25 protein-coding genes are annotated in these 25095 nt (G+C 63.1%); 7 read left to right on the forward strand and 18 right to left on the reverse strand.

Annotated elements, in window-relative coordinates; genetic code table 11:
- Positions 1-52 precede the first annotated feature (52 nt).
- The 6 genes from rpsP to NKI15_RS29845 all read right to left on the reverse strand — a co-directional run bounded on the left by rpsP (position 53) and on the right by NKI15_RS29845 (position 5721).
- Positions 53-454 carry a 30S ribosomal protein S16 gene (gene rpsP, locus NKI15_RS29820; protein ID WP_023671705.1) on the reverse strand — a complete coding sequence of 134 codons (402 nt, stop codon included), beginning with the start codon at positions 452-454 and terminating at the stop codon, positions 53-55.
- 105 nt (positions 455-559) lie between these two features.
- Positions 560-886 carry a chorismate mutase gene (locus NKI15_RS29825; protein ID WP_023671706.1) on the reverse strand — a complete coding sequence of 109 codons (327 nt, stop codon included), beginning with the start codon at positions 884-886 and terminating at the stop codon, positions 560-562.
- A gap of 7 nt (positions 887-893) precedes the next feature.
- Complete coding sequence (ffh, locus tag NKI15_RS29830) at positions 894-2480, reverse strand: signal recognition particle protein (protein WP_352514912.1); 1587 nt, start codon at positions 2478-2480, stop codon at positions 894-896.
- A gap of 383 nt (positions 2481-2863) precedes the next feature.
- Positions 2864-3814 carry a CPBP family intramembrane glutamic endopeptidase gene (locus NKI15_RS29835; RefSeq protein ID WP_023702592.1) on the reverse strand — a complete coding sequence of 317 codons (951 nt, stop codon included), beginning with the start codon at positions 3812-3814 and terminating at the stop codon, positions 2864-2866.
- A gap of 147 nt (positions 3815-3961) precedes the next feature.
- Complete coding sequence (locus NKI15_RS29840) at positions 3962-4561, reverse strand: DUF1236 domain-containing protein (protein ID WP_023683834.1); 600 nt, start codon at positions 4559-4561, stop codon at positions 3962-3964.
- A gap of 62 nt (positions 4562-4623) precedes the next feature.
- Positions 4624-5721 carry a zinc-binding metallopeptidase family protein gene (locus NKI15_RS29845; RefSeq protein ID WP_023683835.1) on the reverse strand — a complete coding sequence of 366 codons (1098 nt, stop codon included), beginning with the start codon at positions 5719-5721 and terminating at the stop codon, positions 4624-4626.
- Between the two features lie 293 nt (positions 5722-6014).
- On the opposite strand from NKI15_RS29845, the gene NKI15_RS29850 reads away from it, so the two are divergent.
- On the forward strand, positions 6015-6812 hold the full coding sequence (locus NKI15_RS29850) for a lytic murein transglycosylase (protein WP_023671711.1): 798 nt from the start codon (positions 6015-6017) through the stop codon (positions 6810-6812).
- 91 nt (positions 6813-6903) lie between these two features.
- Here NKI15_RS29850 and NKI15_RS29855 read toward each other — a convergent pair whose 3' ends face one another.
- Positions 6904-7482, reverse strand: a complete 579-nt coding sequence (locus NKI15_RS29855) for a hypothetical protein (protein WP_352887849.1) — start codon at positions 7480-7482, stop codon at positions 6904-6906.
- Positions 7483-7621: 139 nt separating this feature from the next.
- Entirely contained in the window at positions 7622-8854 is a 1233-nt protein-coding gene (locus NKI15_RS29860; RefSeq protein ID WP_023747393.1) for an argininosuccinate synthase, read from the reverse strand.
- Between the two features lie 188 nt (positions 8855-9042).
- Here NKI15_RS29860 and NKI15_RS29865 point away from each other — a divergent pair, with 188 nt between their 5' ends.
- A complete protein-coding gene (locus NKI15_RS29865) occupies positions 9043-9684 on the forward strand; it encodes a LysE family translocator (protein ID WP_023747392.1) in 642 nt (213 codons plus the stop codon).
- Here the strand turns inward: NKI15_RS29865 and NKI15_RS29870 are convergent.
- The 5 genes from NKI15_RS29870 to NKI15_RS29890 form a co-directional block, all read right to left on the reverse strand.
- The gene (locus NKI15_RS29870; RefSeq protein WP_023747391.1) at positions 9656-10123 is read right to left on the reverse strand and encodes a hypothetical protein; all 468 of its coding nucleotides are present in this window, start codon (positions 10121-10123) and stop codon (positions 9656-9658) included. The genes NKI15_RS29865 and NKI15_RS29870 overlap by 29 nt on opposite strands.
- Entirely contained in the window at positions 10120-11352 is a 1233-nt protein-coding gene (rlmN, locus tag NKI15_RS29875; RefSeq protein WP_023702598.1) for a dual-specificity RNA methyltransferase RlmN, read from the reverse strand. The genes NKI15_RS29870 and rlmN overlap by 4 nt, the downstream gene beginning before the upstream one ends.
- A gap of 109 nt (positions 11353-11461) precedes the next feature.
- A complete protein-coding gene (locus NKI15_RS29880; protein ID WP_023671718.1) occupies positions 11462-11965 on the reverse strand; it encodes an invasion associated locus B family protein in 504 nt (167 codons plus the stop codon).
- A 314-nt stretch (positions 11966-12279) separates the two neighbouring features.
- Positions 12280-12642, reverse strand: coding sequence for a YkvA family protein (locus NKI15_RS29885; protein WP_023687669.1), 363 nt, complete (start codon positions 12640-12642; stop codon positions 12280-12282).
- A 119-nt stretch (positions 12643-12761) separates the two neighbouring features.
- On the reverse strand, positions 12762-13058 hold the full coding sequence (locus NKI15_RS29890; RefSeq protein WP_023698863.1) for a 4a-hydroxytetrahydrobiopterin dehydratase: 297 nt from the start codon (positions 13056-13058) through the stop codon (positions 12762-12764).
- Between the two features lie 104 nt (positions 13059-13162).
- On the opposite strand from NKI15_RS29890, the gene NKI15_RS29895 reads away from it, so the two are divergent.
- Positions 13163-13690 (forward strand): low molecular weight protein-tyrosine-phosphatase, encoded by a 528-nt coding sequence (locus NKI15_RS29895; protein WP_023671721.1) that lies wholly within the window; start codon positions 13163-13165, stop codon positions 13688-13690.
- On the opposite strand, the gene thpR is transcribed toward NKI15_RS29895, so the two are convergent.
- Positions 13594-14190 (reverse strand): RNA 2',3'-cyclic phosphodiesterase, encoded by a 597-nt coding sequence (thpR, locus tag NKI15_RS29900; protein ID WP_023671722.1) that lies wholly within the window; start codon positions 14188-14190, stop codon positions 13594-13596. The genes NKI15_RS29895 and thpR overlap by 97 nt on opposite strands.
- Before the next feature lie 180 nt (positions 14191-14370).
- Positions 14371-15033: an arylesterase gene (locus tag NKI15_RS29905; protein ID WP_502895766.1), complete on the reverse strand. Its 663-nt coding sequence runs from the start codon at positions 15031-15033 to the stop codon at positions 14371-14373.
- An 86-nt stretch (positions 15034-15119) separates the two neighbouring features.
- Here NKI15_RS29905 and NKI15_RS29910 point away from each other — a divergent pair, with 86 nt between their 5' ends.
- From NKI15_RS29910 to NKI15_RS29925, 4 genes are all read left to right on the forward strand, one after another.
- On the forward strand, positions 15120-15821 hold the full coding sequence (locus tag NKI15_RS29910) for an ABC transporter ATP-binding protein (protein WP_023747389.1): 702 nt from the start codon (positions 15120-15122) through the stop codon (positions 15819-15821).
- On the forward strand, positions 15821-18370 hold the full coding sequence (locus NKI15_RS29915) for an ABC transporter permease (protein WP_023747388.1): 2550 nt from the start codon (positions 15821-15823) through the stop codon (positions 18368-18370). Before NKI15_RS29910 ends, NKI15_RS29915 begins: the two co-directional genes overlap by 1 nt.
- A gap of 239 nt (positions 18371-18609) precedes the next feature.
- Positions 18610-19350 (forward strand): Bax inhibitor-1/YccA family protein, encoded by a 741-nt coding sequence (locus NKI15_RS29920; RefSeq protein WP_352515362.1) that lies wholly within the window; start codon positions 18610-18612, stop codon positions 19348-19350.
- A 117-nt stretch (positions 19351-19467) separates the two neighbouring features.
- Positions 19468-20058 carry a GNAT family N-acetyltransferase gene (locus NKI15_RS29925; protein ID WP_352515361.1) on the forward strand — a complete coding sequence of 197 codons (591 nt, stop codon included), beginning with the start codon at positions 19468-19470 and terminating at the stop codon, positions 20056-20058.
- Between the two features lie 109 nt (positions 20059-20167).
- Here the strand turns inward: NKI15_RS29925 and NKI15_RS29930 are convergent, their stop codons facing one another.
- The 3 genes from NKI15_RS29930 to acnA form a co-directional block, all read right to left on the reverse strand.
- Positions 20168-20554: a DUF2794 domain-containing protein gene (locus tag NKI15_RS29930; RefSeq protein ID WP_023683844.1), complete on the reverse strand. Its 387-nt coding sequence runs from the start codon at positions 20552-20554 to the stop codon at positions 20168-20170.
- Positions 20555-21138: 584 nt separating this feature from the next.
- Positions 21139-21918 carry a DUF1223 domain-containing protein gene (locus NKI15_RS29935; protein WP_027050491.1) on the reverse strand — a complete coding sequence of 260 codons (780 nt, stop codon included), beginning with the start codon at positions 21916-21918 and terminating at the stop codon, positions 21139-21141.
- Between the two features lie 342 nt (positions 21919-22260).
- Positions 22261-24951, reverse strand: coding sequence for an aconitate hydratase AcnA (gene acnA, locus NKI15_RS29940; RefSeq protein ID WP_023726027.1), 2691 nt, complete (start codon positions 24949-24951; stop codon positions 22261-22263).
- Positions 24952-25095 lie beyond the last annotated feature (144 nt).

The raw sequence follows: 25095 nt of genomic DNA on the forward strand, positions 1-25095 counted from the left end.
AGCAAAACGGCGGGCACAGGCCCGCCGTTTTGTCGATGCGATGACGCGATGCTTATTCGGCGGTGGCGGCTTCCGCTTCGGCCGGGGCTGCAGCAGCGGCGGCAACGGCGGCGGCAGCGTCTTCCTGGGCCTTCTTCAGCAGAGAGGCGCGTTCCTGCGCCTTCTTGCCGGGCTCGGCCTTCTTCGGGTTGGAGCGGGCTTCGCGCTTGAGGAGGCCGGCCTCATCGAGGAAGCGCAGCACGCGGTCGGTCGGCTGGGCGCCGTGCGACAGCCAATGCTTGACGCGGTCGGCGTCGACCTTGACGCGCTCGCCGTCCTTGGGCAGCAGCGGGTTCCACGAGCCGATCGACTCGATGAACCGGCCGTCACGCGGCGAACGGGCGTCGGCGATGACGACGTGGTAGTAAGGGCGCTTCTTCGAGCCCGCACGGGCCAGTCTGATCTTCAAGGGCATTTCGTTTCTCCTAAAATTTCTGATGTCAGTGTTGGGTTAATGGCTTTGTCTGGTGCAGGTCGATGTCCCAAAACCGCTGCGCACTTTTGGGCGACATGCACTTTGTTAGCCGGTTTTGCTTGCGCCGTTGGACGCGGCGATCTGCTCGTGATGGCGGATCACTTCGCGGACGACGAAGTTGAGGAATTTTTCCGCGAAATCGGGGTCGAGATGGGCGTCCTTCGCCAACTGGCGAAGGCGGGTGATCTGCTCCTGCTCGCGCGCCGGGTCGGCGGGCGGCAGGCCATGCTCGGCCTTGAGCACGCCGACCGCCTTGGTGCAGCGGAAGCGCTCGGCCAGCATATGGATGAGGGCGGCGTCGATGTTGTCGATCGAGGCGCGATAGCCGGCCAGGATGGTGCGTGCGTCGGCCATGTCTTTTTCTTCGTTCATAGCGTCCTCACTTCTTCTTTCCGAGACCGGGCAGACCACCGCCGCCAAGGCCGGGAAGCTTCATGCCGCCGGGCAGACCGGGCAGGCCACCGCCGCTCGGGGTGGGCAGGCCCTTCATGCCGCCAAGGCCGGGCATCTGCTTCTGCAAGGCTTCGAGCTGCTTGGGATCCATCTTGGAGAGGTCGGGCATGCCGCCACCCATCATGCCGCCGGGGCCACCCGGCATCATGCCGCCGAGGCCCATCTTGGAGGCAATGCCGCCCATCATGCCACGCATCAGGCCGCCGCCTTTGCCCTTGCCGCCCATCGCCTTCATCATGTCGGCCATGCCGCGATGCATTTTCAAGAGCTTGTTGATCTCGGCCGCATCCGTGCCTGAGCCGGCGGCGATGCGCTTCTTGCGCGAATGTTTCAGCATGTCCGGATTGGCGCGCTCGGCCTTGGTCATCGACGAGATGATGGCGAGTTGGCGGCCGAACATCTTGTCGTCGAGGCCGGCGGCCGCCATCTGGTCCTTCATTTTGCCCATGCCGGGCATCATGCCCATGATGCCGCCCATGCCGCCCATTTTCGACATCTGCTGAAGCTGGCCGGCAAGGTCGTTCAGGTCGAACTTGCCCGACTGCATCTTTTTGGCCATCGCCGCCGCCTGCTCGGCGTCGATGTTTTCGGCGGCCTTTTCGACCAGCGAGACGATGTCGCCCATGCCGAGGATGCGGTCTGCAATACGCTTGGGGTGGAATTCCTCCAGCCCGTCCATCTTTTCGCCGGTGCCGATCAGCTTGATCGGCTTGCCGGTGACGGCGCGCATCGAAAGCGCGGCACCGCCACGGCCATCGCCGTCCATGCGGGTCAGCACCAGGCCGGTGATGCCGACGCGCTCGTCGAAGCTTTTGGCAAGGTTGACGGCGTCCTGGCCGGTCAGCGAATCCGCGACCAGCAGGATTTCGTGCGGGCTCGACATCTTCTTGATGTCGGCCATCTCCACCATCAGCGGCTCATCGATATGGGTGCGGCCGGCGGTGTCGAGGATGACGACGTCATGACCGCCGAGCTTGGCTGCCTGGACGGCGCGCCTGGCGATGTCGACCGGGTTCTGGCCCGCAATGACAGGCAGGGTCGCGACTTTGACCTGCTCGCCGAGCTGGCGCAGCTGCTCTTGTGCCGCGGGCCGCCGCGTGTCGAGCGAGGCCATCAGAACCTTCTTGTTCTGGCGCTCGGTCAGGCGCTTGGCGATCTTGGCCGAGCTCGTCGTCTTGCCGGAGCCCTGCAGGCCGACCATCATGATGACGACCGGCGCCGGCGCATTGAGGTCGATGGCGACGCCCTCGGCGCCGAGCATGTCGACCAGCTCGTCATGGACGATCTTGACGACCATCTGTCCGGGCTTGATCGACTTGACGACGGCGGCGCCGACGGCCTTTTCGCGCACCTTGTCGGTGAAGGAACGCACCACTTCCAGCGCAACGTCCGCCTCGAGCAGCGCACGGCGCACCTCGCGCAACGCCGCCGAGACATCAGCCTCCGACAGCGCGCCGCGGCCTGTCAGGCCGTTCAGGATGGAGCCAAGGCGCTCCTGAAGTGATTCAAACATTGGTCAACCCGCCGCGCGAGAGCGCCTTGGATTCATGGTGATCCCTGTCGGGCCGATGGCCCTCCACGCCTCTTGTGCGCTCCTGCGGCGATTCAAACATTCCGTTTCCTTTTTCTCAGGCACCCCGATGGTGCCCGAGAGGTAGTGCGTTCGCGCCGCTCATCCAAGCAAAGCTCAAAACCAAAAAGCACCCGGGGGCGCTCAGCGCTGCCGGGTGTTGGCCTCCAGGATCTGTTTACAGCACCCACCTCAAAAGGTTTTGGCGTCCTGGTCGGCTTGCTCGGAGGGATACTCGTCGCGGATTTCGGGGCTGTAGACAGGAAATCGGCCGAAGAGTCAAGACAAGGGCGGCTTGCCGGTCTCTGGATCGGTCCCTGTTTAGTTCACCCTGCATCCCGAGGGTCGGCCGTAACCTTCAGCGGCGAGCGCGGGTGCAGAAGCAGCAGGATCGTCAGCAAGGTGCAGACGATACCGATGGCGGCGATGATGACGGCATCCGTCGTCGTCCAGTCCGGACCTTCCAGCGGCTTGGCGTTGAACAGGGCGAAGGAATTGTAGTTCTCCTGATGCGAGATCAGCAGGAAGCCGGTGAGATTGTTGCCGAGATGGGCGCCGAAGGCGGCGCCGAGATTGCCGGTGACATAAACCACCAGCGTCAACAGCAAGGCGAAGGCGGCGATCGAGGCCAGCACGCAGGCGTTGATGGCGGGGGTCGAGCCCGGGCTCCAATGCAAGGAGGTGAACAGCAAAGCGGGCAATAGCGCCCACACGTAAGGGCTCTCGAAGCGCCTGGCCAGGCCGCGCAGCAGATAGCCGCGAAACAGCATCTCCTCGGACGAGGTCTGCAGCAGGGTCAGCGCCACGATGGGGAGCAGGAACAGCAGCCAGGTCGACAGGTTGATCGTGCCGCGGGCGATTTCGGGCTGTAGCCAGTAGAGCAGGATTTCGGAAAGCGCCGATGTGATCAGCACCGCGACCAGGCCCTTGAGGAAGCCCGACAAGGACACGCGGCGACTGGCGCCGAAAAGCGCCGAGAGCGGCTCGCCATGGACGAAACGCATGGCAAGCCAGAGGCCGAGCCAGATGCCGGTAAACGAGGTGAGTGCGGTGAGTATGCCGATGGGCGAGGCCAGAAAGCCCTGAAGCGGCCCGCGCGGATCGTCCGGCAATACATGCCAGACGATCGCGACATAGGTGCCGCCAAGCACCACAACCAGGGTGATCGCCACCCAGAACAGGACGACGACCGCCGTTCCGATTATCAGCCGCGGCAGGTTCGTCTTTTCGGTGGCCGTGTTGCTATAGCGCTCGAAGGCGGCTGGATCTGATATCACGCGAGTTCCTCTGCCGAACGCATCGGGTCGCATGATCTAGGGGATCGTCGGCTCTCGCGCAATTGCTGCTGTTCAGCGACCCTTTTGCCGCCCTCAGCCTCGGCAGGAGGGCGGCACGAGTTCACTTGTCATTCTTTCCAGGCAAAATCAGCGCACGACGTACATGATGCGCCGTGTCTGCGGGTCGACCAGCGCCTGCTGGCCATTCACATAGACGTAGCGGTAGCGGTAGTCGGGGATTTCGCGTAGTTCGACCGTGTCGGGCAAGGTAGCGCCGGTCACCACCTCGCCCTCGAGATAGACAGGATCGAGCCGGTGCGTGCTGACATAGGTGCCGACTTCCGCCGGTGGCCTGTCGATGGCGTCGACGGGGCCGTCGTCGGACAGAATCGCACCGGTATAGGTATCGGGATAATCATCCTGCGGCGGTGTAACCACGGTGATGGCGGCGTCGGCGGGGCGGCGTGTCAGAACGACCCGGTTGCCGCCGAAATCGGCCGTGACATAGTCGGAATAGACCCAGCCCTGGCCTCCGGCTTCGGCAATGGTGCACCATTTGCTGTTTTCGATGCAGCCATTGAGCGTCGCCGACTGGCCGGCGGCGAGCACGCCGATCACAGGATATTGCGGGCCGGGGCCGGCGCGCACATTAAGATCGGTGACGGCCGAGACGGCGGTATCGGCGAGTGCCGCACCCGACATCGCGACAAGCGCCCCGGCGACGGCCGGAAACAATATGCGTCTCATGGTTTCTCTCCCTTTCATGGTCCCTCGCGACACCAAACGAAACCAGAGCGCATGCGTTCCGGCTAAAATACCGACGCCAGCTCACGATTTGTTCCGGTTTCTTTCGGCAAACCGGTCAAAAGCTCATGCACGAAGCTGAGTTTCTGCGCCGTCACGTCCGAAATGACGAAGGGATAAAGATCGGGCAGGCCCATGCAGCGGTTGATCGAGTTGGAGGCTTCCGAGAGTACCAGCCAGCGGGCGAGAATCTTTCCGAACGGCTCGGGCACGGCGTTGGGTTCCGCGGGCGCCGCCTGCAACCGGCCGCCGGTGTCGCCTTGCGGCAGCACATTGGTCTCCATCGTCTCAAGCTGGCCGAGTGGAAAATTCAGCGCGTGCACCATCTCCAGCGTGTCGGTGATGTGGAGATGGTGCGCCCAGGTCTCGGCCCAGTCCTCCCATGGATGCGACGTCGCATAGGCGGAGATGTGGTTCTGCTGCCAGTCGGGCGCAGCGCCATTGGCGTAATAGGCCTTCAGCGCCTGCTCGTAGTCCGGGCGTTCGTCGCCGAACAGCGCCCGGAAGGCTTCGAGCCGTTGCGGCACGTCGCGGATCAGCCGGTCCCAGTAGTAATGGCCAAGCTCATGACGGAAATGACCAAGCAGCGTGCGGTAATTTTCGCCCATCTCGACGCGCCGCCGCTCGCGCTCGGCCGAGTCCGCCTCGGCGACGTTGAGCGTGATCAGGCCGTTGTCGTGGCCGGTAAGGATGCGTTCGCCGCCGGGACCGCCGCCGATCGGATCGGCAATGAAGTCGAAGGCGAGGCCGATTTCATCGCCGTGCTTGTGCTTGGGCGCTACCGGAAGGCCGAAGGCGAGCAGCGAATAGACGGCGCGCTTCTTGGCCGCCTCGACGCGAATCCAGCGGCGGCGGTTGCCGTCGACGGAGAGGTCGGGGATCAGCTGGTTCAGCACGCAGGCGCGGCAGTAAGTATGGCCCGGTTCGGCCATCCAGTTGCAGGCGCATTCATCCGCATTGGTGCAGTGGAAGATGCCGTCGACATCAGACAAGGCAAAGCGCGCATGCTCGGGATCGTAAAGCACGAGACTCCCGCAATTCAGGCACTGCGCATTCTCGAAGTAGAGGCGGTGGCCGCAATGCGGGCAGTCGAACAGTTTCATGTCGATCTCGATGCGTCAGGCGTTGGCGTATGGCGTCAGAGGAGGAATATGGTGCGGAGCGGCGCCTCGCCCAAACGCCCGCCACGGGCCGCCGTTCCATGCCCCCGTCACCTCTTTTTACCCGAGCAGCGAATTCGCCTGCCCGGCGCCGGGCGTTTCGGCCACAATAAGCACTTGATCGTAAGCAAATTCCGCTGCATTGGCCAGGGTAGCGCCGGGGGTACGGTGACAATGGCGCGTTTCGCTGGCAAGTTCGCAACCGGGACGTGATTCAGGCAATCAGGAGAAAAAGCATGGCATTGCTTGCCAAGGGAAAGATTATTGCTGCCGCGGTGGTCGCGGTACTTGCGCTGGCGACGGGCGCGCAGGCGGCGGCCAGCTGCGGCAAGACCGGCGCGGGCTTCGAGGCGTGGAAGCAGGACTTTGCCGCGCAGGCCAGGTCCGAAGGTGTCGGCGGGAAGGGTCTGGCTGCTCTGGCCGGTGCCAGCTACGCGACAAAGACAATCTCCGTCGACCGCGCCATCCACAAGGCGTTCAGCGGTTCGGTGGACGCCTTCATGAAGCGTCGTGGCGGAGCTGCGATCATTTCCAGGGGCCGTGCGCTGAAGAAGTCGAATGCAGCGATGTTCGACAGGATCGAGAGCAATTACGGGGTGTCGCCGGGCGTGTTGCTGGCCATCTGGGGCATGGAAACCGGCTTCGGAGCCTCCCTGGGCAACCAGAACACGGTCTCCGCCATTCTGACGCTTGCCTATGATTGCCGTCGCCCGGGCTTCTTTTACCCGCATGCCATTGCGGCGCTGAAGCTGGTCGATCGCGGCGCGCTGAGCGCCTCGTCGGTCGGCGCTGCGCATGGCGAGATCGGCCATACGCAGTTCCTGCCCGGCAATGTCCTGAAGTATGGCGTCGGCAACGGAAATCTGCGCGACAAGGCGACGGCCTTGGCTTCGACGGCCAACTTTCTCAAGGCTCATGGCTGGCGGGCGGGTGCGAGCGCGAGTGCGAATATGGGGGCCATCGCCGGCTGGAATTCCGCCAGCGTCTACCAGCAGGCCATCGCCCAGATCGCCGACGCGATCGACGGCGGCTGATAGAAATATCCAGATCGAAGAACGGAAAGCCCGGCCATGCGCCGGGTTTTTTGTTGGTGCGTGAGGCAAGAGCGGCGAGCGCCTGGGTTCCTCAATTGCCCACGTAGCCACCGCCCGACGGGCATTTCTCGGAAGCGGGAACCTCGAAGGAGCCGCTGTAAACATTTGAGCAGGTACGGAACTTGGAGTTCCTCCGCATTGGCGGAACCGCCTTTGGCCTGCCCTCTATATCGATTTTGGTCGGTTGGTCGAGCTGAGCGTAGCCGCTCACTGGGCATTTGCGGGAAGCGGGAATCTGGTAGGTACCGGTAATACCGTTGCAGGTACGGAAGTTGGAGTTCCGCGGCGCTGGCGCGGCCCTGGCAGCCGCCTTTGACTTGCCCTTGATGACCAGCCATATCTCGGTGGGCAGGTCTAGCTGCACTCTGTTCAAATCGGAGTGGCTGATCCGCCCGCTGCGGACCCCTTCGCCAAGGCGCTGGCAGAACAGGGCTGGCATGCGCTCCTGCGAGACGCCCATGAAAGAGGCGATTTCGTGCTTGAACGTGATGCTCCACAAATGGACTGCGGAGATGCACCCGTCCTGCTCGCGTTTCGCGGCCGCCTGCGAGGACTGGCATCCGGTAAAGACGATGGCCGCCGCAAGCATGAGAAAAATGGCGTTTTTCACGATCAGAATCCCTCGTCCCGCGAAGGAATTTAGATGAGGCTTTTAAAAGGTCAAACGGAAACCATGTCAGCCAGCTTGGCCTCTTATATTAGAGGTACCAAATAAAAACCCTGCGTGACCGCCGGGTTTTCCTGGAACACTAGTTTGGTTCACCCTTGCGGCTCCTTGCCGCCAGCGTCCTCAGCCGCAGCGCGTTGAGGCGGATGAAGCCGGCGGCGTCCTTCTGGTCGTAGGCGCCGCGGTCATCCTCGAAGGTGACCAGTGCGTCGGAATAGAGCGTCTTCTTTGACTTCCGGCCGGTGACCATGACATTGCCCTTGTAGAGTTTCAGGCGCACCGTGCCTTCGACGTCCTCCTGGCTCTTGTCGATCATCGCCTGCAGCATCAGCCGCTCGGGCGAGAACCAGAAGCCGTTGTAGATCAGCTCGGCGTAGCGCGGCATGAACTCGTCCTTGAGGTGGCCGGCGCCGCGGTCGAGCGTGATCGATTCGATGGCGCGGTGGGCGACGATCAGGATGGTGCCGCCGGGGGTCTCGTAGACGCCGCGCGATTTCATGCCGACGAAGCGGTTCTCGACCAGATCGAGCCGGCCGATGCCATTGTCGCGGCCAAGATCGTTGAGGGCCGTCAGCATGGCGGCCGGCGACAGCTTCTTGCCGTTCAGCGCAATCGGATCGCCCTTCAAAAATTCGATCTCGATCTCGGTGACCTTGTCCGGCGCGTCCATCGGCGAGACGGTGCGCTGATGGACGAATTCCGGCGGCTCGCTCCACGGGTCTTCCAGCACCTTGCCCTCGGAAGAGGAGTGCAGAAGGTTGGCGTCGACCGAGAACGGCGCCTCCCCCCGCTTGTCCTTGGCCACCGGGATCTGGTGCTGCTCGGCGAAGTTGATCAGGTCGGTGCGCGACTTGAACGACCAGTCGCGCCACGGCGCGATGACCTTGATGTCGGGATTCAGCGCATAGGCCGACAGCTCGAAACGCACCTGGTCGTTGCCCTTGCCGGTGGCGCCGTGCGCAATGGCATCGGCGCCGACCTCCTGGGCGATCTCGACCAGGTGCTTGGAAATCAACGGGCGGGCGATCGAGGTGCCGAGCAGGTAGGTGCCTTCATAGACGGCGTTGGCGCGAAACATCGGGAAGACGAAATCCGAGACGAATTCCTCGCGCACATCGACGACGCGGATATCCTTGATGCCCATCATCTCAGCCTTCTGGCGCGCCGGCTCCAGCTCGCCACCCTGGCCGAGATCGGCGGTGAAGGTGACGACTTCGGCGCCGAGCTCGGTCTGTAGCCATTTCAGGATGATGGAGGTGTCGAGACCGCCGGAATAGGCGAGCACGACCTTCTTGACGTCTTTTGTCTTGGGCATTGCTGGGGACATTTTGGCGGTTCCGCGCGTGAGTTTCGCGGGCGAGGTATCACGGCATTTCCGGCCAGCGCAAGGGATGAACGGGCGCCGGCCGCCGCAGCCGCTGGACCAGATGCCACGCCAGTCAGTTGCTGGCGTGAGCGGGGAGGCTGCGTTATAGACCGACGATCATTCGCCAGGGGCCACCGATGTCCTTCATTCCCGACACCACAACACTGATCCAGTTCGCCATCGCCACCATGATCCTGGCGATCACGCCGGGGCCGGATATGACGCTGTTCGTCTCGCGAACACTGAGCCAGGGCCGCGCCGCCGGCTTTGCCTCGCTGGCGGGTGCTCTGTTCGGAACGCTGATCCACACAACTTTGGTGGCGGTCGGCATCTCGGCGCTGATCGTCGCCTCGCCGATGGCCTTCCTGGTGCTGAAAATCTTCGGCGCCGCCTATCTGGTGTTCCTGGCCTGGCAGGCGATGACCAAGGGCTCGGCGTTTTCACCGCAGAAGAAGAACGGGCCGCAGATTTCGCTGTTCCGCAGCTGGGCCGCCGGACTCGGCGTCAATTTGCTCAACCCGAAGATCATCCTGTTCTTCATGACGTTTCTGCCGCAGTTCGTCTCGGCTCACGATCCGAACGCGCCGGGAAAACTGTTCTTCCTCGGCCTCATGTTCATCGTGCTGTCGATCCCTGTGACGGCGCCGATGGTGTTTGCCGCGGAAAGGTTTTCGGCGGCGATGAAGGCCAGCCCGCGGGTGACGCGGGTCGTCGACTATCTCTTTGCCGGTGTGTTTTCGGCCTTCGCGCTCAAGATCCTGACCGCTCAGGCGAAGTAGCGGCCTGCCACCAGCTTCCGGCCCAGCGGCCGGCGCTTAGCCAGTAGAAGATGCCGCCGACCATGCCGCAGCCGATCACCGGGGCGATGGCGCGCGGTTCGGTGACGTCGAAATCCACGTTCTGGTGGACGAAGCCGAGGAAGGCCGCGGCCACGACGCCGCCCGCGAGTGCATAGAACAGCCAGTCGCGGCGGCTGAGGACCTCGGAGATCAGGATTGCGACCACCGCCGGTATGAAAGCGAAATAGGCGACAAACAGCGCCACGAACGGGATCGAAAAATACAGCGCCGCGGCCGCCGCTGGGTGCGCATCGTCCGGCATATAACCGACGGAAGCCAGGAACAGCACGTTGAGAAAGGCGCTCGCCGCCAATGAGGCGACGACATAGCCGAACAGGATGACAGCGAAACGGAGGATATAGGCGAAGAGGCGGCTCACGCCTCGCCATGCCCCGCAATCATCATGGCTTCCAGCGCCAGGCGGTCGACCTTGCGCATGCGTTCGGAGTCGGATTTGAGCTGGCCGCAGGCGGCGAGGATGTCGCGGCCGCGCGGGGTGCGGATCGGCGAGGCATAGCCGGCATTGTTGATGTAGTCGGCAAACTTCTCGATCGTCTCCCAGTCCGAGCACTGGTAGTTGGTGCCCGGCCACGGGTTGAACGGGATCAGATTGATCTTGGCTGGAATGCCTTTGAGCAGCTTGATCAGCCCCTTGGCGTCCTCGATGGAATCGTTGACGTCCTTCAGCATCACATATTCGAAGGTGATGCGCTTGGCGTTGGACAGGCCGGGATAGGCGCGGCAGGCCTCGATCAGTTCCTTCAGCGGATACTTCTTGTTGATCGGCACAAGCAGGTCGCGCAGATCGTCATTGGTGGCGTGCAGCGAGATCGCCAGCATGACGCCGATCTCCTCGCCGGCGCGGAAGATCTCGGGCACGACGCCGGAGGTCGAGAGCGTGATGCGGCGCTTCGACAGCGAAAGCCCATCACCGTCGGAGGCGATCAGCAGCGCCTTCTTCACGGCTTCAAAATTGTAGAGCGGCTCGCCCATGCCCATCATGACGACGTTGGAAACTTTGCGGCCCTCGGCCGGGACGATGGCGCCGTCGGGTGTGTCGCGGTCGGGGAAGTCACCCAGCCGGTCGCGGGCGGTGAGCAATTGCGCCAGGATCTCTTCCGCCGTCAAATTGCGCACCAGCTTCTGCGTGCCGGTGTGGCAGAACGAGCAGGTCAGCGTGCAGCCGACCTGCGATGAGATGCATAGCGTGCCGCGGCCTTCCTCGGGGATGTAGACGGTCTCGATCTCGACGGGACGGCCGGCGCCGCGCGGCGGAAAGCGGAACAGCCATTTGCGCGTGCCGTCGGAGGAAATCTGCTCCTCGACGATTTCGGGCCGGGCGACGGTAAAATGCTTGTCGAGTTCGGCGCGCAGATCCTTGGAGATGTTGAACATGCCGGCAAAATCGGAGACGCCGCGCACATACATCCAGTGCCAGAGCTGTTGGGCGCGCATTTTCGCCTGGCGCTCGGGCACGATGCCGGCACTGATGAGGGCCTCGCCGAGCTCGGTCCGGGTCAGGCCGATCAGCGACGGCTTCTCGGGCGTGGCGCGAGTGCGCAACGCGTCGCGTGCGCCCTCATTGGTGAGATCGAAGGAAAGGGTCATATCAGCGCCAATATAAGCGAATTGCGGCCGATTTCATCCATCGTGCCGAAAGAAGCGCGGCGCATAGCACAGGTTGCGGCGAGAGTCATGCGGCGGGAACCGCGCTAGCCTACTTGCACTTGGCGATCGACGTCAGCGCGGCCGAGATGCCTTTCAGCGAAAACACATAAGTCGTCGGATTGCCGCGGCCAGACTTCGCCGAGACCTTCATGTCGGTGCCGGTCTTCATGGCGGCGATCAGCACAGGCTCTTCGGCGGCGTTCTCGACCCAGGCCGACTTGCCGCGGGTGAACATCGAGAACGTCTTCTTGTCGATGGTGACGGTGGCCTTGGAGCCTTCCTGGAATGTGTAGCCGGCGATGAATTGCGGCTCGTAGGACACTTGCTGGCCCGGGCGCTGGCTGACGAAGAAGAACATGTCGCCGTGATCGAGCGTCGGCGGCTGCTTGTCGGTCGGCACGGTGAGCACATAGCAGACCTTGCCGCCCTGCGCCTGGTAGCTGTAGGTGCCCCAGGCATTGTGCTGGCCGATCTTGGTCGCCTGCTGCGCCAGCGCCGGCGCGGCAAAGGCCACCAGGACCAGGCTCGAGACTAGTGCAATCAATCCGCGCATCGCTTTTCCCGTATTCCAAATGGTGCGGGGCAGGCCGGCTTGGCGTCCTGCCCGTCGCTTCATTTTGATTTAATCTGGGTTACCAAACGGTGAATTTCCCTTGGAAAAGGACATTCACCCATGGAAACCACCGCCATTTCCGCGCCGCTTCTTGAAAAAACGGCTTTCGCAATGTCCCTGCGGCGACTTGGAGGCCACGAAAGCGGCAAGAGTTTGACTTTTCGAACGGCCGCAGCGGAACCCGAAGCCAAGCCGCTATCGTCCTGTTTGAGCGGAGGATTTCTTCTGAACCCAGTTGCCAACGCGACGCCGATTCAGCTCTTGTCGGCGATCGCCTCCTTGGCGGCCTTGCGGTGCGCAGGGGTGATATGGGCGCTTACCGCGGAGATCGCGGCGGTCAGCACGGCGATGTCGTCGGTGAAGCCGAGGCCGAAGACGAAATCGGGTATGACATCGACCGGCAGCACGAAATAGCCAAGCGCTGCCAGCAATATGCCCTTGGCACGCAAAGGCGTCTTCCTGTCGAGCGCGCAATAATAGCCGGCGACGACCTCTTCCATGAACGGAATCTGCCGGGCGGCCTTCTTGGCCGTGCGCCAGAATTTGGCGCGCACTTCACTCTCGTCGCCGAGCTTGCTGCCGAAGCCGAAGAAATCAAAACCGGGCTGCTGCGCCATCAATCCTCTCCTTGCCGGCCGTCGCGCTACGCGTTGCGCGCGGCCGCCACGGAAAATGTGGTGAAAGTCCCGGTCCACTGCAAGAGGATGGCGCCGATTTGGCGTTGCCGCCCCAGCGTTCAGCCGCCTGCATACCCATTCATCTTCTTGGCCAGCGCGATGTCGAGCGCGGTGACACCGCCGGCATCATGGGTGTTGAGCGTCACGTCGACAGTCTTGTAGACGTTCGACCAGTCGGGATGATGGTCCATCTTCTCGGCGGCCAGCGCGACGCGGGTCATGAAGGTGAAGGCTTCGGAAAAATTCTTGAAGACAAAGCTGCGCTTGATGGAGGCGCCATCGGCTGCCTGCGACCAGCCAGGCAGTTCGGCCAGTGCGGCGGCGATGGCGTCCTTGCTGAGTTTCTCTCTCTTCATGATGATTTCCCGTGCTATCCCACATATCGACCCTCACCATAATGCAAGTCGCCCAAAAGTCCTTTGCGTTTTGGGCTTCCAAATGCACGAACGGCGCATATCGAATGAGCGTAAAGCCGATAAATTCCATACTCTTCGTCTGCCTCGGCAACATCTGCCGTTCACCCCTGGCCGAAGGCGTGTTTCGCGCCGTGCTGGCGGAGCGCGGCCGCGACATGGTGCTGGACGATATTGTGCTGGACTCTGCGGCGACCGGCGGCTGGAACCTCGGCGAAGCGCCCGACCCGCGCTCGATCGCGATTGCGGCCCGCCACGGCATCGACATATCAGGGCAGCGGGCACGCAAGGTCAGGCCGGGGGATTTTTCGCGCTTCGACCTGATCCTCGGCATGGATAGGCAGAATGTCCGCGACCTCAAGGCGTTGGCGCCGGCCGGTGCGCGCGAACGTATTCATCTCTTGGCAGAGTTTGCGCAGGGCAAAACCCGCGACGTGCCGGATCCCTATTATGACGGGGCCGAAGCGTTCGCTTCGGTCTACCGCATGATCCGCGAAGCGTCGGAGGCGCTGGCGACGAGATTGGTGGCGCGGGCGTCGACGCCGGAGAGCGGCCACGCCTCCTCGACAATGTAGGGACCGCCGCCGACCGAATCGCGCGACGACATCAGCACGAAGCGGCCGACGCGAAACGGTAGCGTCGCAAAATTGCCGCGCGCCGACAGGTACTGGGCGACGTCGAGCGGGCTCGAATTGCGCAAGCGTGCCAGCGTAACATGCGGGGTGAACTTGCGCGGGTCGGCGGGCAGGCCGAGCCGCTGGCAGATGCGGTCGATTTCGCTCTGCAGCGCCGAAAGGTCGGGCGAGGCGAAGACGCCGGCCCAGACGGCGTGCGGCTTCTTCTGGCCGAAAGCGCCAACTCCGGACAGGGTGAGCGAGAAGGATGGGCGGTGCACCCGGTCGAGCGCGTTGGCGATTTCGTCGGCGATATGGCCTTCGACGTCGCCGATGAAGCGCAGCGTCAGATGGTAGTTTTCGACATCGATCCAGCGGGCTCCGGGCAGGCCGCCCCTGAGCAGGGACAGCGAAAGAGCGGCGTCACGAGGTATTTCGAGGGCGGTGAAAAGACGCGGCATGGTGAGCCTCCCTTCCTCGAATCGAACTGTGCCCCTAGCGAATCATCGATAGTCAAACGGGGCAAGTGGTTTGTTGGTTGCAGGCATTTTTACGAACAGGCGAACCGGGCCCTCTGCAGCCCGGTCTTTTGTCAAAGTTCGCGCGAGGCGAACGCCGCGTTATTCTCGTCAGGCCGGCGTTCAACCGCCACCCTGAACTGCCGCAACAGCCTTCTCCACGGCGGGCAGGATGCGCTCGACCATCACTGCGACGCCCTTCGGATTGGGATGCAGGCCGTCCTCCAACTGCAGGCCGGACTGTCCGGCGACGCCATCGAGAAAGAACGGATAGAGCGGCACATCGTATTTCGCGGCCAGCTTTGGATAGATCGCATCGAAGGCGTTATGGTAGTCGGCGCCGAGATTGGGAGCGGCGCGCATGCCGGCCAAAAGCACCGCGATCTTGCGCGCTTTCAGCTTCGCCAGCATGTCGTCCAGGTTCTTTTCCGTAATGCTGGGCGAGACGCCGCGCAGCATGTCGTTGGCGCCGAGTTCGAGGATAACCAGCCTTGTCCCATCCGGCACCGACCAGTCAAGCCGCGCCAAGCCGCCGCTCGAGGTGTCGCCTGAAACGCCGGCGTTGGCTACGGTGACGTCATGGCCTTTGGCGCGCAGCGCAGCTTGCAATTTGTCGGTAAAGCCATCGCCAGGCCCGAGGCCGAAACCGGCCATCAGGCTGTCGCCGAAGCCGACGATGGTGAACGTCTCGGCGCTCACGGACGAAATGGCGCCGCAAAGGGTGACGAAAAGGACGAGCCCTGCGGCATTCAAGCGTTTGAAAGATATCTTGCGTTTGAAAGACATGTGGCAGGCCCCATATACCCGAGGAATTCTTCCGGCGGCGGCTTCCGGCAAGCAGAGCCTTCATCCTGATATAGGACGCTTTAATTGTGACAGAAGCCGTCATCGCGCTGAAAGACATATCCCTGACCCTGGGCCAAGGGGCTTCGTCGGTGCATGTGCTGAAAGGCGTCAGCCTTGACGTGACGCGCGGCGAGGCGACCGGCATTGTCGGCCCTTCGGGTTCCGGCAAGTCGACCTTGCTGATGGTGCTTGCCGGGCTGGAGCAGGTCGATTCGGGGACGGTGCGGATCGCCGGCGAATTGCTGAACGGCAAAAGCGAGGACGAGATCGCATCGTTTCGGGGCCGAAACATCGGCATCGTCTTCCAGTCGTTCCATCTCATTCCCAACATGACGGCGCTCGAAAATGTCGCGGTGCCGCTGGAACTGGCCGGCCATGCCGATCCGTTCGGTGTCGCGGCGCGCGAGCTGGCAGCGGTGGGCTTGAGCGACCGCGTCACCCACTATCCGGGCGAGCTGTCCGGCGGCGAACAGCAGCGCGTGGCGATCGCCCGCGCGCTGGCGCCGTCGCCGCGCATTCTCATCGCCGACGAGCCGACCGGCAATCTCGACCATGCGACGGGGCGGCAGGTTGCCGACCTTTTGTTCGCCAAGGCGGCCGAGCGCGGCATGACCTTGTTGCTGGTCACGCACGATCCGGCCCTTGCGGCGCGCTGCTCGCGCCAGGTCTCGATGCGCTCGGGCCGCATCGAGGATGCGCCGGTAGCGCAGGTCAAGGTGCCGGCCTGATGCCACTGTCGCAGACGATGAAGCTCGCGTTCCGCTTCTCGCTGCGCGAGATGCGCGGCGGGTTGTCGGGTTTCCTGATCTTCCTTGCGTGCATCGCGCTCGGCGTCGCTGCAATCGGCGGGGTCAATTCGGTGGCGCAGGCGATCACCGCAGGCGTTGCAGGCCAGGGCCAGACGCTGCTTGGCGGCGACTTGCGCTTCCAGCTCAACCAGCGCGATGCGACGCCAGCCGAAAGCACCTTCCTCGACCGCCTCGGCACTGTGTCGCACAGCGCCAATATGCGCTCGATGGCGCGGCTGGATGACGGCTCCGACCAGGCGTTGGTTGAGGCCAAGGCCGTCGACGACGCCTATCCGCTCTATGGCGCGCTCGAGACCGCGCCGCAGCTTGGCAGAGAGGATTTGTTCGGCGAGAAATCAGGCGTCTTTGGCGCCGCCGCGCCCGACCTGTTGTTCGACCGGCTGAATGTGGAGATCGGTGACCGGCTGAAGGTCGGCAGCGCGACATTCGAATTGCGGGCCAGGCTGGTGAGCGAACCGGATGCGGTGTCGGACGGTTTCGGCTTCGCGCCACGGCTGATGGTCTCGACCGCGGGGCTTGCCGCGTCCGGCCTGATCCAGCCGGGCAGCCTGGTCGAGAATGCCTACAAGGTTCGGCTGCCGGCCGGCGCCAGCGAGGCCGATCTCAAGACCATCCAGGATCGGGCGGCGAGCGATTTCCCTGAAGCCGGCTGGTCGATCCGCACGCGTTCCAATGCGGCGCCGGCGCTGTCGGCCAACATCGAGCGCTTCTCGCAATTCCTGACGCTGGTCGGGCTGACGGCGCTGGTGGTCGGCGGCGTCGGCGTTGCCAATGCGGTGCGCGCCTATCTCGACGGCAAGCGCGGCGTCATCGCCACCTTCAAGAGCCTTGGCGCCTCGGGCGGCTTCGTCTTCACCGTCTATCTCGTGCAAATCCTGATGATCGCCGGCCTCGGCATCGCGCTTGGCCTCATCCTCGGCGCCGCCATGCCGTTTGCGGCGAGTGCGGCGCTTCAGTCGGTCATTCCGGTGCCGGCGCAAGGCGGTCTCTATCCGGACGCGCTGGCTATGGCGGCGCTGTTCGGGCTGCTGGTGACGCTTGCCTTCGCGCTGTTGCCGCTCGGCCGCGCCCGCGATGTGCCGGCGACCGCGCTGTTTCGCGAAATGGGTTTTGAGGGCCGCGGCTTTCCACGCCTGCCCTATCTTGCCACGGCGGTCGGCATCGCGCTCGCTTTGGCGGCGCTCGCCATCCTGTTTTCCGGCGACCGGCGCATCGCCTTGATCTTCGTCGGCGCGACGATCTTTGCCTTTCTGGTGTTGCGCCTGGTCGGTGCGCTGGTGCAGTGGGTGGCGCGCAAAAGCCCGCGTGTGCGCTCGGTCGCGCTCAGGCTCGCCATCGGCAATATCCACCGGCCCGGCGCGCTGACGCCGTCCGTCGTGCTGTCGCTGGGCCTCGGGCTGACGCTTTTGGTGACGCTGGCGCTGATCGACGGCAATCTCAGGCAGCAGATCTCCGGCAGTCTGCCGGAACGGGCGCCGAATTTCTTCTTCGTCGACATCCAGAATAGCGAGGTCGATGCCTTCTCGACACTGATCGGCAAAGAAGCGCCGAAGGGAACGCTGGTCAAGGTGCCGATGCTGCGCGGCCGGGTGATGGCGCTGAACGGCGTTAGTGTCGACAAGGCCAATGTGCCATCGGAAGGCGCCTGGGTGCTGCGCGGCGATCGCGGCCTGACCTACCACGCCAAACAGCCGGCCAATGCGACATTGACAGAGGGCAGCTGGTGGCCGGAGAACTACAGCGGCGAACCGCTGGTCTCGTTCTCCAACGATGAAGGCAAGGCGCTCGGCCTGAAGCTCGGCGATACCGTCACCGTCAATGTGCTCGGACGCAATGTGACGGCCAGGATCGCCAATTTCCGAGAGGTGCAATGGGAGACGATGGGCATCAACTTCGTCATGGTGTTCTCGCCTAATACTTTTGCAGGCGCGCCCCATGGCTGGCTGGCGACGCTGACCGAAAAGGATGCCACGGCAGCAGAGGATGCCCGCCTGCTTAACGCCGTCACCCGCGCCCTCCCGGCGGTGACGACAGTTCGGGTCAAGGACGCGCTCGATGTCGTCAACCGGCTGGTCGGCCAGCTCGGCACGGCGATCCGGGCGGCGGCCGGCGTGGCGCTGATCGCTTCGGTGCTGGTGCTGGCCGGCGCGCTCGCCGCGGGAAATCGCGCCCGCATCCACGATGCCGTGGTGCTGAAGACGCTGGGCGCCACGAGGCGCACGCTGATCGCGGCGTTTTCGCTGGAATACATGCTGATCGGCCTGGCCACCGCGGTGTTTGCGTTGGCTGCCGGCGGCATCGCCGCCTGGTACGTCGTTGCCCGCATCATGACGTTGCCGTCGCATTTCATGCCGGAGGTGGCAGTGGCGACCTTGGTGTTTGCGCTGGTGATCACGGTCGGCATCGGCCTTGCCGGCACCTGGCGGGTGCTCGGGCACAAGGCGGCGCCGGTGCTGCGCGACCTCTAGGCCCCAAACGGCAAGGTTGGCCGAATCTGCCGTTTCCGATTAAATCTTGGTAATGTGCAGTCATGGAAGCCCAAGAAAACCGGCTTCCGGAGATTCACCAAGCGTTGCAGCCCGTTACGGTCTTGTTCTTGACGTCAAGAACCATCATATTTCGCCACAGGCATGCTGGAGCCCCGCCAGCGGCGCCCAGGTCCGAAAGGGCCTGACACCGTACGGGGCAGAAGCAACAGAGGATTCCAATGGCTGAGCCCATTCGCAACTACCAGACTTCGGCCGTGCCGGGCGCGCGCGCCGACATCGACCAAGGCCTGCGCACTTACATGCTCAAGGTCTACAATTTGATGGGGCTTGGCCTCCTCATCACCGGCGTCGCCGCCTGGGGCGCTTTCCAGCTCGCCGTCACCGGCAACGGACAGCTGACCGCTTTCGGCACGCTGATCTATGCCAGCGCCTTCCGCTGGGTGGTCATCCTGGCTCCGCTCGCCGCCGTCTTCTTCCTGTCGTTCAGGATCCAGTCGATGAGCGTGGCCGCGGCGCAAACCACCTTCTGGGTCTATTCGGGCCTGGTCGGCCTGTCGCTGTCGACCATCTTCCTGGTCTACACCGGCGCCTCGATCACCCAGACCTTCTTTGCCACGGCGGCCGCCTTCGGCGCGCTGTCGCTCTACGGCTACACGACCAAGCGCGACCTTTCGGCCTTCGGCTCGTTCCTGGTCATGGGCGTGGTCGGCCTGGTGATCGCCATGCTGCTCAACATTTTCCTGCAGTCGTCGGCGCTCGGCTTCGCCATCTCGGCGATCGGCGTGCTGATTTTCGCCGGGCTCACCGCCTATGACACGCAGACCATCAAGGAAATGTACTACGAAGGCGATCAGGCCGACGTTGCCGGCCGCAAGGCGATCATGGGCGCGTTGAGGCTATATCTCGACTTCATCAACCTGTTCATGTTCCTGCTGCAGTTCATGGGCGATCGCCGCTAGGCGGTCTTCCCATCAGGCCACTGGACCAGCTGATATCAAGAGGGCGGCCAACCGCCGCCCTTTTCTTTTGTGCCGGCCTTTGCTGTCATGGAGGCAGATGAATCGTCTGCATAAATCATGAGCACTATTTCCATCCGCGCGGCCTTGGAAGGCGACCTCGGCCGAATCACCGAGATCTACGGCGATGCCGTGACGCATGGCACCGCGAGCTATGAGCTGGAGCCGCCCAGCCGCACTGAGATGGGTGGGCGCTTCGACAGCCTGATGGCGGGGGGCTTTCCCTATCTGGTGGCGGAACGAGATGGCGCGCTGCTCGGCTACGCCTATGCCGGCGCGTTCCGGCCGCGCCCGGCCTACCGCTTCATCGTAGAGGATTCCGTCTATGTCGCGCCTGATGCGAAGGGCCAGGGCGTCGGGCTGCTGCTGATGCAGGCGCTGATTGAAGCCTGCCGTATGGCGGGCTTTCGCCAGATCGTCGCGGTGATCGGCGACGGCCATGCAGACAGCGCCTCGGTGCGGCTGCATGAAAAGCTCGGCTTTCGCCATTCCGGTCGCCTGGAAGGCTCGGGCTACAAGCATGGGCGCTGGCTTGACACGGTGTTCATGCAGCTGTCGCTGAATGGCGGCGTAACGGTTCCGCCCGATCCGCATTCGCTGCCGGAGCGGAAGTTTCGTGAGAGCCTGAGGAGGGGAATTGAGGAGAACTGAAGAGAACTGAAGAATTGAGGATCCGAATAGCTGAGAACAAACCCGGCGGTACTTCGACCGTTCATCCTCTTTTTTCAATTCTTCAGCTCTTCAATTCCCCAATTTTCAATTAGGCCTGGACAATCTTCAGCTTAGCATCGAAGACGTTGAGCACGCGACCGAGTTCCTGGCCGCGCTTGAGGATTCGGCCGCCGGCGGCGATGACGGCGAAGGCGCCTTGCCGGCGTGCCAGTTTCGGATCCTTGACGATCTGGAACAGCGGCACTTCGCTGGCCCGGCGGAAGACTGAAAACACAGCCCGATCAGACAGATGATCGATGGCATAGTCGCGCCATTCGTTGGCGGCGACCATGCGTCCGTACAGCCTCAGGATCTCGTCGAGTTCACGCCGGTCGAAACGGACCGGCTGGTCGAGGCGTTCGCGTCGCGCCTCGTGCAGCGGGATCAATATTGCGGATGCGTCCCCATCCTCCGTCCCACCGCTGCGATCAGTCATCCCGCGATCCCTTTGAAAATGAATCTCGCTTGCAGAAGTTGGCGTGTTCGCCGTGGAATTGCAAGGCCCGGCTAACCATCCCGGGACCGCGCTGTTTTCGCAACGTCCAGTCACTTTTATAAAACGCGGTGTTTGAATTGGTGATGCCTCGCCACATTTCCGCCTTTTTTTATCCGCGCTCATGCCCCAATGTCCGACGAATTTACCGGCGTTGCCTGAGACGGTTCGGTCCGGCACCGGCTCGTAAACCCCAAGCCCCCCGCCCACGGGTCTGCGTCGGATCGAACCAACCTCGGACTTTCCTCAGGGAGAGACCGGGTGCGACGATCCCAAAACCTAAATGACCGACGTCAGAAGCAAGCTGACGTCGGTTTTTTTGTTTTTGGCTGCTTGAAGAATTTGCCGGAGGCTGCGGTGCCCAGTTTGCGGGCGCATCGCCTCACCCGGATTGCCAGCCGAATTGCGAACAGCAATTCGGCCCAATCCGGCCTCCCCCGAGAGGAGAGGAGTTCGCGCCAGCGCTGATTCAGCCTCTTCTCCCCTCGGGGAGAAGGTGGCCGACAGCGGCCGGATGAGGGGGCCTCTTAAGGCTTGTGAATAAACGCGGCGCCCAAAATAGGCCCCGGCAGGCCGTCCTTGCCGACCGACTGCAGCAGCACGGCGCAGCCGCCTTTCTTGGCGATCTCGGTCATCGGCAATTCGTAGCGCTGCGCCTTGCCGTGCCACATGCCGGCGGTCTGGATGCCGGTGACGGCGTTCCAGTAGGTCATGCTGCGGCCGGTGTTCTCGCCCTTGGCGATGGTCACCGTCTGCGGTGGTTCGAAATAGACGATGACGACGTGGGCGTCGCTCGGGCCGCTACCGGCGTCGCCGGCATCGATCATGACGCGATCGCTGGTGCGGCTGACCTTGACGCTGACCCGCATGCCTTCACCGGATTTTTCCATGCGGGCAAGCGCGCCGTCGACCTCCTTGCGGCTGGCGCCATTGACATGGCTGCGGCCATTGATAACGGCTTGCGGCGTGTAGACGGAGCGGGTGCCGAAGGCGCGCATATAGTCATATTGCCGGTCGGTATTGTCCTTGCTGCTCAGCGTGTCCTGCCAGCCGAGATAGTCCCAGTAATTGACGTGGTAGGCGAGCGCGACGAGGTTGTCCTTGGCCGCCAGCTCGGCAAAGAAAGCGTCCGCCGGCGGGCAGGAATTGCAGCCCTGGCTGGTGAACAGCTCGACCACGCCCAAGGGCCTGTCAATCTGCGGTTTGTCGGTCTGGGTCGTTCCCGGTTCCTCGGCGAACCCGGTCCCGGCAAGCGCCGAGAAGGCCAGCGCAAAAGCCGCAAGCCGCAGAGGTTGTCGAGGTGCCATGGTCGTTCCGATTCCCGCCGGTGACGCCGGCCTTTGTTCTGGTTGCCCAGATTTGTGGCAGAAGCGACAGTCAACGGGAAGTCACGTTGCGGTGAAATTTTTGCTGCCGCAACCATGGGTATGGCCACCACAGGCGGAGCACTTCACCGCCCGGTTCGATCGGGAGCATGGCATCATGTGCGTGCGGCAGATCTTGCTGAGCCCAGCCGGTTTTTACTCCTGTCGTACAGGGCGGAGCTTCGATCGGGTCGGGCAATGCTTTGGAAAGACTGGGAGTAGGGAGTAGGGAGTAGGGAGTGTCGTTCCCGCTACCGCCCAATCCCTACTGCCTAAGCCCTGGCGCTACGCGGCCAGATCGCGCAGCACGTATTGCAAAATGCCGCCATTCTTGAAGTAGTCGAGTTCGTCCAGCGTATCGATGCGGCAGATGATCGGCACGTTCTTCACGGTGCCGTCGCCATAAGTCACCTTGGCGATCATCGTCTGGCGTGGCTTGATGGTGCTTATGCCGTCGATCTCGACCAGCTCGTCACCCTTGAGGTTGAGCGAGGCCCATGAGGTGCCTTCCTCGAAGACGAAGGGGATGACGCCCATGCCGACCAGGTTGGAGCGATGGATGCGCTCGAAGGACTGGGCGATGACGGCACGGACACCGAGGAGATTCGTTCCTTTAGCTGCCCAGTCGCGCGAGGAGCCGTTGCCGTATTCGACGCCGGCGAAGATGACCAGCGGCACGCCTTCCTTTTTGTATCTCATCGCCGCGTCGTAGATCGATTCCTCTTCCTTCGACGGGTAGTGGATGGTGTAGCCGCCCTCGCGGCCGTTCTCGCCCAGCATGTGGTTGCGGATGCGGATGTTGGCGAAGGTGCCGCGCATCATCACCTCATGGTTGCCGCGCCTTGTGCCGTACTGGTTGAAGTCGGCAACGCCGACGCCATGGTCGGTGAGGTATTTGCCGGCCGGGGAAGCGGCCTTGATCGAACCCGCCGGTGAGATGTGATCGGTGGTGATCTTGTCGCCGAACAGGCCGAGCACGCGCGCGCCCTTGATGTCGCCGATCTTGCCGAAACCGGAGGTCATGCCGGCGAAATAGGGCGGGTTCTGCACATAGGTCGAGTTGTCGTCCCAGGCATAGGTCTGGCCTTCCGGCGCCTTGACGTTCTGCCAGTATTCGTCGCCCTTGAAGACGTCGGCATATTTGCGGGCGAATAGCTCACGTGTGACGTTCTTCTCGATGAACTCCTGGATCTCGGCCGAACTCGGCCAGATATCCCTGAGATAGACCGGCTTGCCGTCGCGGCCTTCGCCGAGTGGCTCGGTGGTCAGGTCCTTGGTGACGGTGCCGGCCAAAGCATGGGCTACCACCAGCGGCGGCGACGCCAGATAGTTCGCCTGCACGTCAGGTGAAACACGGCCTTCGAAGTTGCGGTTGCCGGAGAGCACTGCGGCGGCGATCAGGCCCTTATCGTTGATGGTCTTGGAGATCGGCGCCGGCAGCGGGCCGGAATTGCCGATGCAGGTGGTGCAGCCGAAACCAACCAGGTTGAAGCCGATCTGGTCGAGCTCCTTCTGCAGGCCGGACTTTTCCAGATATTCGGCGACCACCTGGCTGCCCGGCGCCAGCGAGGTCTTCACCCACGGCTTCTGCTTGAGGCCGAGCCGGTTGGCGTTGCGCGCCAAGAGGCCGGCGCCGATCAGCACGCTCGGGTTGGAGGTGTTGGTGCAGGACGTGATGGCGGCAATCACGACATCGCCATGGCCGAGATCATGGTCGGTGCCTTCGACGGCATAGCGCTTGTGGATTTCGGCAGCCTTCTTGTACTCGGTCTCCATCGCCTTGGCGAAGCCGGCCGGAATGCCTTCGAGCGGAACGCGGCCTTCGGGACGCTTGGGACCTGCCATCGACGGCACGACGCTGTCGAGCTCGAGTTCGAGCAGGTCGGTGAAGACAGGGTCGGCCGAGCCGGCGTCACGCCACATGCCTTGCGCCTTGGAATAGGCTTCGACCAGGGCGATGCGGCTTTCCTCGCGGCCCGACATTGTGAGGTAGCGGATGGTCTCGCCATCGACCGGGAAGAAGCCGCAGGTGGCGCCATATTCGGGCGCCATGTTGCCGATGGTGGCGCGGTCGGCCAGCGTCATGTTGGACAGGCCCGGGCCGAAGAACTCGACGAACTTGCCGACGACGCCCTTCTTGCGCAGCATCTGGGTGACGGTCAGCACCAGGTCAGTGGCGGTGATGCCTTCCCTGAGTTTGCCGGTGAGGCGGAAGCCGATGACTTCGGGCAACAGCATGGAAACCGGCTGGCCGAGCATCGCCGCCTCGGCCTCGATGCCGCCGACGCCCCAGCCGAGCACGCCAAGGCCGTTGATCATGGTGGTGTGCGAATCGGTGCCGACGCAGGTGTCGGGATAAGCGGTGGTTTCGCCGTCTTCCGTGTTGGTCCAGACGACCTGACCGAGATATTCGAGGTTGACCTGATGGCAGATGCCGGTGCCGGGCGGCACGACGCGAAAATTGCGGAACGCCTGCTGGCCCCATTTCAGGAATTTATAGCGCTCTTCGTTGCGCTCATATTCGAGCTCGACATTCCTGGCAAAGGCCAGTGGCGTGCCGAATTCGTCGACTATGACGGAGTGGTCGATGACGAGGTCGACCGGCACCAGCGGATTGATCTTCTGCGGATCCCCGCCGAGCGCCTTGAGGCCGTCGCGCATGGCGGCAAGGTCGACCACCGCCGGGACGCCGGTGAAATCCTGCATCAGGACACGCGCCGGGCGATAGGCGATCTCGACGCCAGCGGTGCCCTTGTCGGTCAGCCAGCCGGCCACAGCCTGGATAGAGTCCTTGGTGACGGAGCGGCCGTCTTCATTGCGCAAAAGGTTTTCCAGCAGCACCTTCATCGAATAAGGCAGCTGGGCAATGCCGGTGAGGCCGTTCTTCTCGGCCTCGACCAGATTGTAATAGACATAGTCCGCGCCACCCACGGTGAGGGTGCGGCGGCAATTGAAACTGTCGAGGGATTTTGACACGTGCGGTCCGTCCTTGTCTGTTCAGCCTGAAAGGGAACGGACGCCGATGGGCATGCAATCACGCGCAAAGGTGCGGGTACGGCCATTTCCGCTGTCCGTTCCCAGCCAACCCGAGCCGTTCAAGGCGGCGCGTGCGCTGGTTCG

Origin of the sequence: Mesorhizobium sp. M0862 (assembly GCF_040319795.1) — a bacterium.
GTDB lineage: Bacteria > Pseudomonadota > Alphaproteobacteria > Rhizobiales > Rhizobiaceae > Mesorhizobium.